General features: G+C 33.2%; 14 protein-coding genes. 10 read left to right on the forward strand and 4 right to left on the reverse strand.

The genetic code is table 11. The features are described 5' to 3' along the window. Nucleotides 1–79 precede the first annotated feature (79 nt). The 7 genes from AC1Q5Z_RS18185 to AC1Q5Z_RS18215 all read left to right on the forward strand — a co-directional run bounded on the left by AC1Q5Z_RS18185 (nucleotide 80) and on the right by AC1Q5Z_RS18215 (nucleotide 7290). Entirely contained in the window at nucleotides 80–1201 is a 1122-nt protein-coding gene (locus AC1Q5Z_RS18185; protein ID WP_343589031.1) for an N-acetylmuramoyl-L-alanine amidase family protein, read from the forward strand. Between the two features lie 50 nt (nucleotides 1202–1251). After that, on the forward strand, nucleotides 1252–2217 hold the full coding sequence (locus AC1Q5Z_RS18190) for an MlaD family protein (RefSeq protein WP_278020988.1): 966 nt from the start codon (nucleotides 1252–1254) through the stop codon (nucleotides 2215–2217). Between the two features lie 6 nt (nucleotides 2218–2223). Then, a complete protein-coding gene (locus AC1Q5Z_RS18195; RefSeq protein WP_198856313.1) occupies nucleotides 2224–3561 on the forward strand; it encodes a 4Fe-4S dicluster domain-containing protein in 1338 nt (445 codons plus the stop codon). A gap of 136 nt (nucleotides 3562–3697) precedes the next feature. Then, nucleotides 3698–4489: a (Fe-S)-binding protein gene (locus AC1Q5Z_RS18200; protein WP_095930505.1), complete on the forward strand. Its 792-nt coding sequence runs from the start codon at nucleotides 3698–3700 to the stop codon at nucleotides 4487–4489. A gap of 73 nt (nucleotides 4490–4562) precedes the next feature. After that, nucleotides 4563–5045 (forward strand): hypothetical protein, encoded by a 483-nt coding sequence (locus tag AC1Q5Z_RS18205; protein ID WP_057116491.1) that lies wholly within the window; start codon nucleotides 4563–4565, stop codon nucleotides 5043–5045. Nucleotides 5046–5704: 659 nt separating this feature from the next. After that, nucleotides 5705–6850: an N-acetyl-alpha-D-glucosaminyl L-malate synthase BshA gene (bshA, locus tag AC1Q5Z_RS18210; RefSeq protein WP_198856310.1), complete on the forward strand. Its 1146-nt coding sequence runs from the start codon at nucleotides 5705–5707 to the stop codon at nucleotides 6848–6850. 14 nt (nucleotides 6851–6864) lie between these two features. Further along, a complete protein-coding gene (locus AC1Q5Z_RS18215; RefSeq protein WP_278020989.1) occupies nucleotides 6865–7290 on the forward strand; it encodes a protease complex subunit PrcB family protein in 426 nt (141 codons plus the stop codon). Between the two features lie 184 nt (nucleotides 7291–7474). Here AC1Q5Z_RS18215 and AC1Q5Z_RS18220 read toward each other — a convergent pair whose 3' ends face one another. Together AC1Q5Z_RS18220 and AC1Q5Z_RS18225 are read right to left on the reverse strand one after the other, a co-directional pair. Beyond that, a complete protein-coding gene (locus tag AC1Q5Z_RS18220) occupies nucleotides 7475–7972 on the reverse strand; it encodes a hypothetical protein (protein WP_198856308.1) in 498 nt (165 codons plus the stop codon). 139 nt (nucleotides 7973–8111) lie between these two features. Beyond that, entirely contained in the window at nucleotides 8112–8933 is an 822-nt protein-coding gene (locus tag AC1Q5Z_RS18225) for a UDP-2,3-diacylglucosamine diphosphatase (RefSeq protein WP_343589028.1), read from the reverse strand. A 188-nt stretch (nucleotides 8934–9121) separates the two neighbouring features. Here AC1Q5Z_RS18225 and aroC point away from each other — a divergent pair, with 188 nt between their 5' ends. The 3 genes from aroC (at nucleotide 9122) to AC1Q5Z_RS18240 (ending at nucleotide 13805) form a co-directional block, all read left to right on the forward strand. Then, complete coding sequence (aroC, locus tag AC1Q5Z_RS18230) at nucleotides 9122–10180, forward strand: chorismate synthase (protein WP_111285244.1); 1059 nt, start codon at nucleotides 9122–9124, stop codon at nucleotides 10178–10180. Nucleotides 10181–10232: 52 nt separating this feature from the next. Next, nucleotides 10233–11495: a dicarboxylate/amino acid:cation symporter gene (locus AC1Q5Z_RS18235; protein ID WP_343589027.1), complete on the forward strand. Its 1263-nt coding sequence runs from the start codon at nucleotides 10233–10235 to the stop codon at nucleotides 11493–11495. A 126-nt stretch (nucleotides 11496–11621) separates the two neighbouring features. Beyond that, nucleotides 11622–13805, forward strand: coding sequence for a response regulator (locus tag AC1Q5Z_RS18240; protein ID WP_198856305.1), 2184 nt, complete (start codon nucleotides 11622–11624; stop codon nucleotides 13803–13805). On the opposite strand, the gene AC1Q5Z_RS18245 is transcribed toward AC1Q5Z_RS18240, so the two are convergent. Further along, nucleotides 13802–15049 (reverse strand): DEAD/DEAH box helicase, encoded by a 1248-nt coding sequence (locus AC1Q5Z_RS18245; protein WP_198856304.1) that lies wholly within the window; start codon nucleotides 15047–15049, stop codon nucleotides 13802–13804. The genes AC1Q5Z_RS18240 and AC1Q5Z_RS18245 overlap by 4 nt on opposite strands. A gap of 136 nt (nucleotides 15050–15185) precedes the next feature. After that, the gene (locus AC1Q5Z_RS18250) at nucleotides 15186–16223 is read right to left on the reverse strand and encodes a formimidoylglutamase (RefSeq protein WP_343589026.1); all 1038 of its coding nucleotides are present in this window, start codon (nucleotides 16221–16223) and stop codon (nucleotides 15186–15188) included. Nucleotides 16224–16238: the final 15 nt, after the last annotated feature.

Genomic DNA, 16238 nt, shown 5'->3' on the forward strand with positions numbered 1-16238 from the left:
TACATATAATTTTTTGGCAAAAATAATCAATTCTAAAAATTATAACAGCTGCATTTTATTAAAATTAACTTTTAGATTTATGAATAGAATTAACAAATTTAAGGTAATATTTACTTTATTTCTAATAATATCGTCCTTTTGTGCTCATAGTCAGTCAAATGTGTTTAAGGTGACACTTGATGCCGGACATGGAGATCATGACTTTGGAGCTGTTTACAGTGGACGAATTGAAAAAAATATTGCTTTAGCTATTGTTTTGAAGGTAGGAAAGATTTTAGAGCTAAATCCTAATGTTAATGTAATTTATACTCGAAAAACAGATGTTTTTATAGATTTGGTAGAGAGAGCTAATATTGCCAACAGAGCAAATTCGAATATTTTTGTGTCTATTCACTGTAATGCAAACAAAAATACAGCAGCCGACGGAACAGAAACCTATGTAATGGGTTTAAGTAAAGTAGCATCAAATCTTGAAGCTGCGAAAAAAGAGAACTCTGTAATTACATTAGAGAAAGATTATAAACGTAAATATGAAGGTTACGATCCTAATTCTCCAGAATCTATGATTGGTATGACTTTAATGCAAGAAGAATACTTAGATAATAGTATAACGCTTGCCACCAAAATAGAGGAAAATTTCGAAAAATTAGGAAAAAAACTTCGTCATGGAGGAGTGAAACAAGCGCCTTTTATGGTACTTCACAAAGCATATATGCCAAGAGTTTTGGTTGAAACTGGCTTTGTGTCGAACCCAACGGAAGGAAATATTTTGAATTCTGAAGAAGGTCAAGATGATATTGCGAAAGCAATTGCAGAAGCAATCTTAAGTTACAAACGCGAATATTTTGGGACAGGAGCGGAAGCTACTGAGAGTCGGCCCATAAGAGACACTACTCCTGCAAAACCTAAAACAAGTGCACCAGTTGCAGTAGCAAAGAATAGTCCAAAAGGGACTTTTTTTAAAGTACAACTTATTGCTAGCATCAAAAAAACACCTTTAGAGCCTAAAAATTTTAAAGGATTGAAAAATGTAACGATGGTATATGAAAACAATATTTATAAATATTTCTACGAAGAAACTTCAAGTTACGAGACAGCCCAAAAATATCTGCAAGAAGCTAAAAGTAAAGGATATGGCGCTGCATTTTTAGTAGCAACTAAAGATGGTGAAAAAATCAGTATTCAGGACGCGATTAAATAATAAGCTCAAGTTCGAATATTTATATTAATTTTGTACAAACACTTAGAATTTTGAAACTAACAAGAGAAATTAAAACGGCTATTTTAGTCATCGTATCTATTTTATTATTTATCTGGGGATATAGTTTTTTAAAAGGCAGAGATCTTTTTACTAATTATACCGTATTATACGCTGAATATGATAATGTTGAAGACTTAGCACCATCAGCTCCAGTAACACTTAATGGACTTGCAATTGGTAAAGTAAGTAAAATTACAATTGATGAAGTAACTGGTAAATTATTGGTTGAACTTCAGCTTAAAACAGATTTTCCAATTTCTAAAAGCAGTACAGCAGCAATTTATTCTCCAAGTTTAATTGCAGGAAAACAAATTAAAATTATTCCAAATTTTGCTGACAAAGAATTAGCTGAAGACGGACAGAAATTAACTTCTACCGTTGAATTGGGATTGACAGAATCATTAGGAGGAAAAATAGAGCCAATTCAGCAAAAGCTTGATAAAATGCTTTTGAATATTGATAATTTGGTTACAGGATTAAACAATACTTTAGACAAGAATACTCAGGAAAATCTAAAGAAAACAATTGCTGAGTTGAGTCAGACAATGCAACAATTTCATAAAGCATCTGGTAGTCTTAACAATATCTTAGATACTAATAAAGGCCAGATAAATGGAATGGTTACAAACTTCAATAAAATGTCTGGCAACTTCAATAAGATTTCAGATTCATTAAACAAGGCAGATTTGGGTAAAACAGTTCGTAACTTGAACCAAACTTTAGCTAAAGTTGATGTTTTAATGAGTAATTTGAATTCTGGAAAAGGGACAGCAGGAAAAATACTTAACGATGAGGCATTGTATAATAACCTGACTAAAACTTCAAAAGAACTAGAATTGTTATTGCAAGACCTTCGTCTTTATCCAACCCGTTACGTAAACGTTTCTCTTTTTGGAAAGAAAAACAAACCATACGTAGCACCAACAGAAGAAACAAACTCAACTGATAAAAAATAAGTATAAATGAGTTATTTAGATAATATTTTATTCGCAGTACTTCTTATAGTAGGTTTCGGTTTTTTTGCAGCGAGCGTAAAAAAAATCATCCGAAATATTAATTTGGGAGTCGATGTAGATCGAAAAGATAATCCTAAAGCTCGTTGGAAAAACATGGCCTTGATTGCTCTTGGGCAATCAAAAATGGTGAGACGCCCTGTTGCTGGAATACTGCATATCTTTGTATATGTAGGTTTTATAATTATCAATATTGAATTACTTGAAATCATTATTGATGGACTTTTTGGAACTCATAGAGTTTTTGCACCCTATTTAGGCGTGGTTTATGACGTTTTAATTGCTTCATTTGAAATTTTGGCAATACTTGTAATTATTGCTGTAGTAACGTTTTGGATTAGAAGAAATGTAATTCGCTTAAAGCGTTTTATTAATTCAGACTTGAACGGATTTCCGAAAAGTGATGCCAATTACATTCTGTATTTTGAGACAGTTTTAATGATTCTGTTTTTATTGATGAATGCCTCAGATTTGCATTTGCAGAATGTTCCAGGTGGATATTCTCATTTTCATAAAGCAGGAAGTTACCCAATAAGCCAGTTTATTGCTCCAATTTTTAATGGTACATCTAACGAAGTTGTTGGGTTATTGTTTGAAGTTTTTTGGTGGTTGCATATTGTTGGTATTTTAGTTTTTATGAACTATTTATACTTTTCAAAACACTTGCATATTCTTTTGGCTTTCCCGAATACGTATTTTGCAAACTTAAAACCAGAAGGGCAATTTGATAATTTAGCTTCTGTGACAAAAGAGGTGAAATTAATGATGGATCCAAATGCTGATCCGTTTGCGGCAGCTCCGGTTGATGAAAACGCGGCTCCGAGTAAATTTGGTGCAAGCGATGTTCAGGATTTAAACTGGGTTCAGTTATTAAATGCTTATACATGTACAGAATGCGGACGTTGTACTTCGTCTTGTCCAGCAAATCAAACGGGTAAAAAATTGTCTCCACGTAAAATTATGATGGATACAAGAGATCGTTTAACAGAAGTTGGTAAAAATATCGATGCCAATAAAGGTGTGTTTGTTCCAGATAATAAATCACTTCTAAACGATTATATTACTCCAGAAGAATTATGGGCTTGTACCTCTTGTAATGCTTGCGTTGAAGAATGCCCTGTAAATATTAGTCCGTTATCTATTATTATGGATATGCGTCGTTACTTGGTTATGGAACAAAGTGCTGCTCCAATGTCATTAAACGCAATGATGACTAACATTGAAAATAACGGTGCACCATGGCAATATAGCCAGCAAGACCGTTTAAATTGGAAAAACGAGAATTAAGATTTATTGTTTAATCGGTTAGTTGTTTAACCGTTTGATCGATTTTAAAATAATATTTCGGTTTTTATAGAATTGTCATGCTGCTTTTAGCAATTAAACAATTTCACGATTAACCGATTAAACAAAAGTGAGAGAAATGTCAGAAAATTTAGTAGTACCAACAATGGCAGAAATGCTTGCCGAAGGAAAACAACCAGAGGTTTTGTTTTGGGTAGGTTGCGCAGGAAGTTTTGATGATAGAGCAAAAAAAATTACTAAAGCGTTTGTACGTATTTTAAACCGTACTAATGTTTCTTTTGCAGTTTTAGGTACAGAAGAGAGTTGTACTGGAGATCCTGCAAAAAGAGCTGGAAATGAATTTTTGTTTCAAATGCAGGCCATGATGAATATCGAGGTTTTGAATGCTTATGAAGCTAAAAAGATTGTTACGGCTTGTCCGCACTGTTTTAATACGTTAAAAAATGAATATCCTGAATTAGGAGGAAACTACGAAGTTATTCATCATACAGAATTTTTGAAATCATTAATTGATGATGGACGGTTGACTGTTGAAGGTGGACAGTTTAAAGGGAAGAAAATCACTTTCCATGACCCTTGTTATTTAGGAAGAGCCAATAAAGTGTATGAGGCGCCTAGAGATTTAATTCAGAAATTAGACGTTGAATTAGTCGAAATGAAACGTTCTAAAGCAAACGGTTTATGCTGTGGAGCAGGAGGAGCACAAATGTTTAAAGATGCAGAACCTGGAAACAAAGAAGTAAACGTTCTTCGTACGGAAGATGCATTAGAAGTAAAACCAGATATCATTGCAGCGGGTTGTCCATTCTGCAATACGATGTTGACGGACGGAATTAAACATCAAGAAAAGGAAGGGCAGGTTAAAGTTTTGGATATCGCTGAATTAATAGCGAATGCACAGGATTTATAAAAAAAAGAGGTTAAGGTTCTAAGATTCTAAGTTTTTAACTTGAAACCTGAAACAAAATAAAACAAAAATTAAAATGTATATACCTTTTGAAAATTTACCAGGTGAATCTAGAGTCTGGATTTACCAATCGAACAGAAAATTTTCTGAGGAAGAGTTTTCTGAAATCGAAACAGATTTAAAAGCTTTTGTAGAACAATGGGCTGCACACGGCACAAGTCTAGAAGCTTCGTTTTTATTGAAATATAACCGATTTATAATATTGGCAGTAAATCAAGATGTACAAGCTGCTACAGGTTGTTCTATAGATAGTTCTGTTGAATTTATTCAAAGTTTAGAGAAAAAGTACAATGTTGATTTATTGGACAAAATGAATGTTACTTTTAAACTAGGCGAACATATTGCACATAAACCATTAATTGATTTCAAGAAAATGGTAAAAGATAAATCAGTTTCTGAGAATACAATTGTTTTCAATAACTTGGTAAACAATATAGAGGAATTCAATGAGTCTTGGGAAGTTCCTGCAGCTGATAGTTGGCACAGCAGGTTTTTTTAAGAGTGTTTAAAATATATTTAAAAGGCATGAAATTTAGATTTTGTGCCTTTTTTTTATGGTTTCAAGTTTAAAACCTGTTAGCTTTAGTTGTGTAACGAACTTTGTCAAAGTTGGGTAATGCTGTTTGTGAATTAGACCCGACAGGTTTTTAAAACCTGTCGGGTTTCGTTGCTTAAAGAACTTTTGTAAGGGATGAATTATAAAGTCGGTTTGCGCATTTTTGTCATTTCGACGAAGGAGAAATCTCCGTTAGAAGCTCGACAAAGATTGGTTTTTCGTTGCGGAGCTACTTGTTGAGATTTCTCCTTAGTCGAAATGACAATGATTGTGGTTATTTTGTGTAATACTAATGTTTCTTACAATCTTGGTTTTAAACTTTGGCAAGTAGGCAAGAAAGGTTCTTATGAAAGCAAAAACGTCTAATCTAGCCCCGATGGGAGCGGTATCTCCCGATTTAGAAAAACAAGGCTTTTTCAGCCGTAGTTTTTGTTGATCGGGAATTTAGCGGACAGCGGGACTAATGTTGTTTTGACCGATATTGTTCTGCTTCTAAAAAATATTTATCAACCAGAGTTAATCTAATTTTGTCAAAAATCTAACAATTTAAACGGTTAATTAAACGCTATTTTTGAGTATTTTCGTAGAATTAAATTTTATCCATGAAAATAGCAATAGTTTGTTATCCTACTTTTGGAGGTAGTGGTGTAGTAGCCACCGAGTTAGGTCTCGAGTTAGCCAGAAGAGGACACGAAATACATTTTATCACATACAGTCAGCCAGTTAGATTGGCACTTTTAAATCCGAATGTTCATTACCACGAAGTAAATGTTCCGGAATATCCATTGTTTCATTATCAGCCTTATGAATTAGCGTTATCGAGCAAATTGGTCGATATGGTTAAGTTGTACAAAATAGAACTTTTGCATGTGCATTATGCTATTCCTCATGCTTATGCGGGGTATATGGCAAAACAAATGCTGAAAAACGAAGGAATTAATCTTCCGATGATTACAACGCTTCACGGAACAGATATTACACTTGTTGGAAATCATCCATTTTATAAACCAGCGGTAACGTTTAGCATCAATAAATCAGATTATGTGACTTCGGTTTCTCAGAGTTTGAAAGATGATACTCTGAAATTATTTAAAATCAAGAATAAAATCAAAGTGATTCCGAATTTTATCGAATTAGATAAAGTTAAAAAAGACCCAAGTGCACCTTGTCATCGTTATGTAATGGCAAATGAGAATGAACGTATTATTACCCACATTAGTAATTTTAGAAAGGTTAAACGAATTCCAGATATTATTAAGATTTTCTATAATATTCAGAAAGAAATTCCGGCTAAATTAATGATGGTTGGTGATGGACCTGAAAAAGAAAAAGCTGAAATTCTATGTCAAGAATTGGGGATTTTAGATAAAGTGATTTTCTTTGGAAATAGCCACGAAATTGATAAAATCTTATGCATGACTGATTTGTTTTTACTGCCTTCAGAAACTGAAAGTTTTGGTTTGGCAGCATTGGAAGCGATGGCATGCGGTGTTCCTGTGATTTCTAGTAATTCTGGAGGTTTGCCTGAGGTTAATTTTGATGGTTTTTCGGGGTATTTAAGCAATGTTGGAAATGTTGAAGAAATGGCCGAAAACGCGTTAAAAATTTTAAAAGACGATGCGGTCTTGAGTCAATTTAAAGCAAATGCTCTTGAAGTAGCAAGAAAATTTGACATCAAAAATATTCTGCCTAAATATGAGGCTTTATATCAGAAAGCAATTGATGATTACAAGTATGAAAAGCACTAATTTAAAAGGATAAAATGAAAAAAGTAATTTCTGTTTTAGCGATTTTTGTTTTGATTTCGTGTGGAGTAAAAAAAGTGGAAAGTTCAAATGCAGCATTGTATGAAGTTTTGACAAAACAATCGGACGGCGGTGGAAATATTAAATTCTTCGAAATTTTGACTGAGCCCAATGAAATCAAAATGCTTGAAAATGATCCAAATTTGGCTCATAAGATGAAAGATCCAGATGTTCAAGATTACAACTATGTAATTTTGAATATGGGTGAAAAAAATACAAGCGGTTATTCTATTGATGTTGAGAAAGTAGAAGAAACAGATAAGAATATCATTATTACGGTAAAAGAAAATAGTCCAGCAAAAGATGCAATGACGATGCAGGTTATTTCATATCCTTATACAGTGGTGAAAATTCATTCTAAGAAAGAAATTATTATTAAATAAAATTAAATTAAACTTAGCTTCGACTCCGCTCAGCCTGACATTGATTGTTTTTAGAAAGCGATTTCAAAGTTTGTAAGGCTGAGCGGAGTCGAAGCTTTTTTTTTAAAAAATTCTTTTAAAAACATAAAAAAAACCTGTCGTTTAAAAGCGACAGGTTTCTTCTTACAATTATTTTTTATTTTAATTAGAATCTGAATTTAACGCCTAAACCAACGTCAAATCCAAAATTATCATCATCATAATATCCAGAACCAATTTCAGGTCTTGCGTCTAAAGACAAAGTAATCGGCACTTCTTTAAATCTATATTCGATACCGATATCTCCAGCAGCAAAAACGTAAGTTCCGCTATCTTTATATTTGTAGTTGTTATTGTAGTAATCGTAATTCCAAGAAGCTAAACCTCCACCGACACCAGCGTACCAGTTAAAGCCTCCGTCAATGTTCCAAACCCATTGGTAAAGTGCCACTCCTTTTACAGCGTCGACGTCTCTACTATTTCTCCAACCTAAATCGAACTCAAGTCTGTTCTTTTGGTTTAATCCTAATTGGTACGATATTTCTCCTCCAAATCCGTTATTGTCCCCAAGACGTAATCCTAATGCGTTTTTCGAAATTTCTTGTGATTGAGCCGTAAATGCTAAACCAAGAAGCATAATGGCAGATAAAAGTATCTTTTTCATAAAAATGGTTAATTAATTTTTTTCAAATGTATTATTACAGTCAGATAGAGAACGTATAATATTTTTGAAAATTGTTATATAATTTACATTTTTAGAAATTTGAAGCGTTAAAATTCTTAAAAAACTGTTTCTGAGAGCCCTATTTTAGTATTATCGAAGAAATTAGCTGAGAAGTGAGAAGATCTTCCATTTCTAAAAGATTTTCTTCTTCAGCAAAATTACTAGCTTTATAAGAAAACAGTTTCCAGCGTTTTTTATGGTATTCCAACGCAGTTAAATTTTCTACCCAGTCGCCAGAATTCAGGTATAAAGTAGAACCATGTTTGTTTTCTTTGGTTATGATTTTTGGTTCATGAATATGTCCGCAAATTACATAATCGTAGTTTTTTTCAATGGCTAGATCTGTTGCAGTGGTTTCAAAATCAGAAATAAATTTCACTGCTTTTTTAACGCTTGCTTTTATTTTTTTCGAAAAAGAATAAGGCTCGCGTCCTAGTTTTGCCAGACACCAGTTAGCAAATCGATTCATTAAAATTAAATAATCATAACCTAATCCGCCCAACTTTGCAATCCATTTTGAATGCTGAACAGAAGCGTCAAAGACATCTCCGTGGAAAATCCAAGCTTTTTTATCATCTAATTCTAAAACTAATTTATCAACAAGAGCAAAATTTCCCATATTCATATCACTGAATTTTCTAAGTATCTCATCGTGATTTCCAGTAATATAGTAAACTTTTGTTCCTTTAGAAGCCATTCCGATTATGCGCTGAATAACTCGTAAATGCGCTTTTGGAAAATACGATTTACGAAACTGCCAAGCATCAATTATATCGCCATTTAAGACTAAAGTTTTGGGTTTAATGCTTGAAAGATAGTTGTTTAATTCTTTGGCGTGACTTCCGTAAGTTCCTAAATGGACATCAGAAAGGATGACCAATTCGACATTTCTTTTTTTCAATTTTTCTTGATTTGAAGTTTTACAAATGAATAAAAATTTGTGAAGATTGATTTTATTAAAAGGTTATCAAAAAGTGGGTAATTTTACCAAATTGTGATTTTTATCCCATTTAATGTTTCGTTAATAATACCAGTTTTAAATTTTTTAATTTAATTCATAAAACTTACATTTGCTCAAAACAAAACACAATGGCAGGAAACAGCTTCGGCACACTATATAAAGTAACTACATTTGGGGAATCTCATGGTGAAGCTTTAGGCGGAATTATTGATGGATGCCCTCCAGGAATACAATTAGATTTTGAAGCAATTGAAGTAGATATGGCTAGAAGAAAACCAGGTCAGTCAGCAATTGTTACACAAAGAAAAGAACCAGACAGCGTTCAATTCTTATCAGGAATATTTGAAGGAAAAACAACTGGAACTCCAATTGGTTTCATTATTCCAAATACCAATCAAAAATCAGACGATTACTCTCATATAAAAGATAATTATAGACCAAGCCATGCTGATTATGTTTATGATCAGAAATACGGTTTACGTGATTATCGTGGTGGCGGAAGAAGTTCTGCAAGAGAAACAGCAAGTAGAGTAGTGGCAGGTGCAATTGCAAAACAAATGTTGCCTGAAATTAAAATCAATGCTTATGTTTCTTCTGTTGGGCCAATTCATTTAGATACACCTTATCAGGAATTGGATTTTTCTAAAATTGAAAGCAACCCTGTTCGTTGTCCAGATGAAAAATCTGCAGCGATTATGGAAGAATATATTCGTGATATCCGTAAACAAGGAGACACTGTCGGAGGTGTTGTAACTTGTGTAATTCAAAATGTTCCTGTTGGTTTAGGAGAACCTGTATTTGATAAGCTTCATGCAGAATTAGGAAAAGCAATGCTTTCTATTAATGCAGTAAAAGGTTTTGAATACGGAAGCGGTTTCTCTGGTTCTGAAATGAAAGGAAGTGAACATAACGATTTATACAATCCTGACGGAACTACAAAAACAAATCTATCAGGCGGAATTCAAGGCGGTATAAGCAACGGAATGGATATTTATTTCAGAGTAGCATTCAAGCCAGTTGCAACTATTATGCAGACTCAAGATTCTTTAGATAATAAAGGTAACATTACACCAATGACAGGAAAAGGACGTCATGATCCGTGTGTAGTGCCTCGCGCAGTGCCAATCGTAGAAGCGATGGCAGCAATTGTTTTGGCAGATTTTTATTTAATCAACAAAACATATTAATAAAAGGTAAGACAGTGAGGGTCTTATATTTTAATAATTAAAAAATAATTTAATGCAAGAAGTTACAGAAACTAAAAAACAATCATTTCTTTCGGGATTAACAGGGCAAATTATAATTGCGATGGTTCTAGGAGCCGTTTTAGGCATTATATTGCACAACACTATTTCGCCAGAAGCGGCACAGTTATTTAGTGGCAAAATCAAAATGCTAGCAACGATCTTTATTCGTTTGGTGCAAATGATTATTTCTCCATTAGTTTTTACCACTTTGGTAGTAGGAATTGCAAAATTAGGAGATATTAAAACCGTTGGAAGAATTGGAGGAAAAGCTATTGGGTGGTTTTTTACAGCTTCATTTATTTCTCTTTTGATCGGATTGTTTTACGTAAATGTTTTGCAGCCAGGTGTTGGTTTAAAACTAGAACACGTTGATATGGCAGCAGCTTCTGAAGTTACTGGTAAAACACAAAATCTATCTTTTGACAATTTTGTTGAGCATATTGTGCCAAAAAGTATTGTTGAAGCAATGGCAACTAATGAAATCCTTCAGATTGTAGTTTTTTCTATTTTCTTCGGATTGGCAGCAGCTTCTTTAGGAGAAACTGTAAAACCAATCATTGGTGCTTTTGATAAACTGTCGCATATCGTTTTGAAAATGGTAAACTATGTAATGAAGTTTGCTCCAATTGGAGTTTTTGGAGCCATTGCAGGCGTGTTCGCGATTCGAGATGCTGAAGAATTGGTTATTACTTACTTTAAGTTTTTCGGTTCATTTTTAATTGGTATCAGTACGCTTTGGATAATTTTAATCTTAATAGGATATATTTTCCTTAAAGGTAGAATGACAGAATTGTTAAGACGTATTACAGGACCTTTGGCAATCGCTTTTGGTACAACAAGTAGTGAAGCTGTATTTCCTAAATTAACAGAAGAGTTAGAAGCTTTTGGGGTAAAAGATAAAATTGTTTCTTTTATGTTGCCGCTTGGATATTCATTTAACCTTGACGGAAGTATGATGTACATGACTTTTGCAAGTATCTTTATTGCTCAGTTCTATAATGTACATTTAGATTTAGGAACACAAATGGCGATGCTTTTAGTTTTAATGCTTACTAGTAAAGGTATTGCAGGTGTGCCACGTGCAAGTTTGGTTGTAGTTGCTGCAACATGTGGTATGTTTGATATTCCGATTGAAGGAATTGCATTAATTCTTCCAATTGATCACTTCTGCGATATGTTTAGAAGCGCAACAAATGTATTAGGAAATGCATTGGCAACTTCTGTTGTAGGACAATGGGAAGACAATAAAGAATAATAAAAACAACTGAGATTTTAATTTTTTTATCTTAGTTATTGAAATAATATTTGAAAAGCTGTATTTTTTTATGAAATGCAGCTTTTTTTTATTTTAAAGTGTATATTTGATCAAATTAGCCGATTAATGCCCCAAAAACGGATTTTTTTACTATTATTCTTGGTTCTGAATTGCTTTGCCAATTCGGCAATTGCGCAATCTCATTGTAATCTCGATCCTAAAATTGATAAGACTGTAAAAGAAGCGCTTTTGAATTTTAGGGAAGCTAATTTCGAAAAATCACTCATTTATTCCAGAGCAGCCTTAAACGCCGCAACAGCAATAAAAGATTATTGTCTTATTGCTCGTTCCTATAATATTATTGCGGCCAATTATAACGAATTAACAGAGTTTGATAAAGCTATTTTTTTCTATAAGAAAGGTCTGTACTACGCTAACAAAACCAATAATGATTCTATAAAATGCCTTCTCTATAATAATTTAGGGAATATGTATTGTTTTGAAAAGAAGCAATTCGATGAAGGGATTCGAAATTATAAGAAAGCGGTCGCTTTTGCTTTGAAAATTAATGATTTAAAGGAAGTTTATTTTACTAATGTCAATATTGCTTGGGCTTATTTTGATATTGGAAATTTCAATCAAGGACATCTTTTTTTAAAATATGTTAACAGCACTAAATTAAAGTACAACGACGGATCGACAGAAGTTATTGTTGATATGCTGAACGGTATTTATTCTAGTCATATAAAGGATGATAAGGCTGCCAATGCCTATTTTTTAAGTGCTATTGAAGCAGGAAAAAAATGTCAAGAAAAATCAGATCTGGCGCATGCTTATTTAGAATATTCTCATTTTTTAAATAAAATCAATAAACACAAAGAAGCTTACGGCGCTCTGGTTAATCATTATAATCTTTCGGATAACTTGTATGATGTTAAAAAGCTTAAAAGAGCATCTCAAGCCGGTTTAAGTCTTGAGTTGGATGAATATAAAAGGCAGATTGATAAAGTTGAAGGAGAAAAAGTAGAGCAATCTCAGAGTTTAAGAAAATCAAAAATCATTGTAATTCTTTTTATTTTGATTTCGCTAATTCTTCTAATTTTAATTGTTACTCTAGTAAAGAACATCAGATATAAGAAAAAACACAATTTAGAGCTTCTTAAAGCTAAAGAAATTGCAGAAGAAGCCTCTTTGCTTAAAACTCAATTTATATCGACGATAAGCCACGAATTAAGAACGCCGCTTTATGGAGTTGTCGGAATTACAAATATGCTGCTAGAAGAGCATAAAGAAATTTCGAGAAGTCAGCATTTAAGTTCTCTAAAGTTTTCTGCTAGATATTTGCTGTCGCTTGTAAATGATATTTTGCAGATCAATAAAATTGAAGAAAACAAAATCGTTCTGGAAAACCTGACCTTTAATATTTCTGACGAAATTACGGTAATCAAGAATTCACTTTCTTTTCTTTCGCAGAAAAATAATAATAGCATTTCTATCGATATTGATCCACATATTCCAGAATATTTAATTGGAGATAAATTGCGTCTGGCTCAGATTTTAATGAACTTGGTTAGCAATGCGTTGAAATTTACTAAAGACGGGCAAGTTGAAATTATCATAAAACTAAATAAGGTAGAAGGGAAGCTCCATTATTTGGATTTCTTGATAAAAGACAACGGAATTGGAATCGCGGTTGTAGATCAGAACAAGATTTTTGAAAAGTTTGTTCAAGTTGGCCGAAAAGATGAAGATTATCAAGGTACAGGTTTAGGACTTAGTATTGTTAAAAGGCTTTTAGGTCTTTTTGGAAGCAGTATTACTTTGGATAGTGATTTAGGAAAAGGAACTTCATTTTCGTTTACAATTGCTTTTGAGCACGATTTGGCTAAAACAAAAAGTATCATTGATGAGATTGAAGTGGATTTAACTTCGAGCGAAGTTTATAAAATTTTAGTCGTTGAAGACAATTTGATTAATCAGCTTGTTACCAAAAAGATTATTGAAAAAAATAATTATGCTTGTAAAGTTGTTGACGATGGTTTTGCTGCGCTTAAAATTTTAGAAGACGAAACTTTTGATTTGATTTTAATGGATATCAATATGCCTTTAATGAACGGATTTGAAACTACGAAAAGAATACGTCTTCAAGGAATAGAAACCCCAATTGTAGCTTTAACAGCTTTTGATAAAGATGAAATTACAGATGAAGCAATTTCGTCTGGAATGAACGATATTATAATTAAACCTTTTGAGCCAGTTAAATTATTCAAAATAATCAATTTCTTGATAAACGAAAAAAACGCTGTTTAGTACCAGCGTTTTTTATTTTTCTTAGCATTATTTGATTTTCTCGATTTATGAGCGCCACCGCTTCTGTTGGAGCTTTTAGGCTTTTCTCCAGCTTCTGGACTTCCAGAATGCCATTGATACGGATGATCTGCAATTGTTTTTACATCAACCTTAATTAATTTCTGAATGTCTTTCCAGTACGGAAGTTCATCTTTTCCACAAAAAGAAATCGCAATTCCGCCGTTTCCAGCGCGACCAGTACGGCCAATACGGTGAACATAAGTTTCAGGAATATTAGGCAAATCAAAATTGATTACATAAGGAAGCTGTTCGATATCAATTCCTCTTGCAGCAATATCTGTTGCAACTAGAACTCCAACTTCTTTATTTTTAAAAGCGTCTAGAACTCTTTGTCTTGCATTTTGAGATTTGTCTCCGTGAATCGCTTCTGCGGGAATATCTTTTTTGCGAAGCGCTTTTACAACATTATCTGCACCGTGTTTTGTACGTGAAAACACAAGAACATTAGATAAATTCTCTTCTTTGATTAAAGTATAAAGCAAGTTTCTTTTTTCTGTTTTATCTACAAAATAAACACGCTGTTCTACATTTTCTGCAGTAGATGAAACGGGAGAAACTTCTACTTGTGCTGGATCTTGAAGAAACATTTCTGCCAATTCGCGAATTGCAATTGGCATAGTTGCAGAGAAAAGTAAAGTTTGTCTGTTTTTTGGAGTTAGTTTTACGATTTTTTTGACATCGTTAACAAACCCCATATCTAACATCTGATCGGCTTCGTCTAACACTAAAGTGTGCAAATGATTTAAATCAAGAAAACCTTGTTTATGAAGGTCAAGCAAACGTCCTGGAGTAGCAATTAATATATCAACTCCGTTTTTTAAAGCATCAACTTGTGGATTCTGAGAAACTCCTCCAAAAATAGTCAGTTGCGTTAAGTTGGTATATTTTGCGTAAGTATCAAAACTTTGTCCAATTTGCACAGCAAGTTCGCGAGTAGGTGTAACTACAAGGGCGCGAATTACTTTTGCTTTTTTTGATGAACCGACAATTCGGTGTAGTTGATGTATAATTGGAATAGCAAAAGCTGCCGTTTTTCCTGTTCCTGTCTGCGCACAGCCAATTAAATCACGACCTTCTAAAACAATAGGAATTGATTTTTCCTGAATAGGAGTCGGATTTAAATAGCCTTCTTCAAATACGGCTTTTTGTATACTTTTTGAAAGTGATAGATCTTCGAATAACATATCTTTGGTATTTAGTATTTTAGTTTTAATTACTAAAATGCTGTGCAAAGATATGTTTATTCGTTCAATCGTTTGTTTGAATTTGCTTTTATTTGGCAAAGAGGCCTTATAGCATAATCAAATAGAATATTTAAAATCAAGCAGGTTCTATGTTAGCTTTGATAAAATCGGTTACCAAATAACCAATTAATTTGCCAATTAAATTATTGTTTGGAGAATTGTCTAAATCTGGCGCACCCTCACAGATATGCAAATATGTGGCATTTTTATGTTCTCCAAAGAAAGAAACAAATTGCCTTAATTCTTCAACAGAAAATCCGCTGATTGTCATGGCGCTACTGGCGATATTCGGAATGGCATCTAAGTCAATTTCAATTCCGAAAGCATCATTTTTAATAAAATCCAAAGCTGTAATCATTTCACGATTAAAGTCTTTTTCTTTTCTAATGTTGACACTGTCGTAAGTATTGTAACGAACGCGGTCTTCCAATTTTTTAATAATATCTAAAACACTTTTTGACGTGTAATTCTCGTGCAGACCAAAAATGAAATATTTCTTTAAAAAACCTTCTTCGTAAGCGTATGAAAATCCATTTCCGCTGTGACGGCCTTCTAAAATTCTAAAATCAGAATGCGCATCAAAATTAATGGCATTTACAGGTTTTCCTTTTGCAAGTGCAGCGCCTTTAATATTTCCGTAAGCATTATTATGGCCTCCGCCAATAATGATTGGTGTTTTTCCGGCTTTAATTATAGTAAAAATAATATGAGAAACTTCTTTGTCTATTTTTTCAACTAGCTGGCTTAATTTGGAACGGTCGTCAATGTCGTTAAAATCTAAGTTTTCAACCTCACGCATTTCGTCAGCAACATTGATATGTCCTAGAATAATAATATTGCTTCCTTTAGCAAAACGATTGTGCTGAATGTTTGCAATGCTTTTTATAGCGCATTGCCATGCAGATGCAGCTCCAGGTCTTCCGTAATTGGCACGAACACCAATATCTTCAGGAATTCCTAAAAGCACATATTTAGCTTCACTTTCTTTAATAAAATTAATCTTATCAATTCCTGGCGGAATGACAATCATTTTTTCTCCGAACTTTATTTCACCACTTCTGTGATTTGTGATTTTTGCTAAATCATTTATAGTGAATGGGATTAATTTTTCCATGAAAAAAATTTATTT

The sequence above is a fragment of the Flavobacterium sp. GW823-FHT06G12 genome, assembly GCF_058794775.1.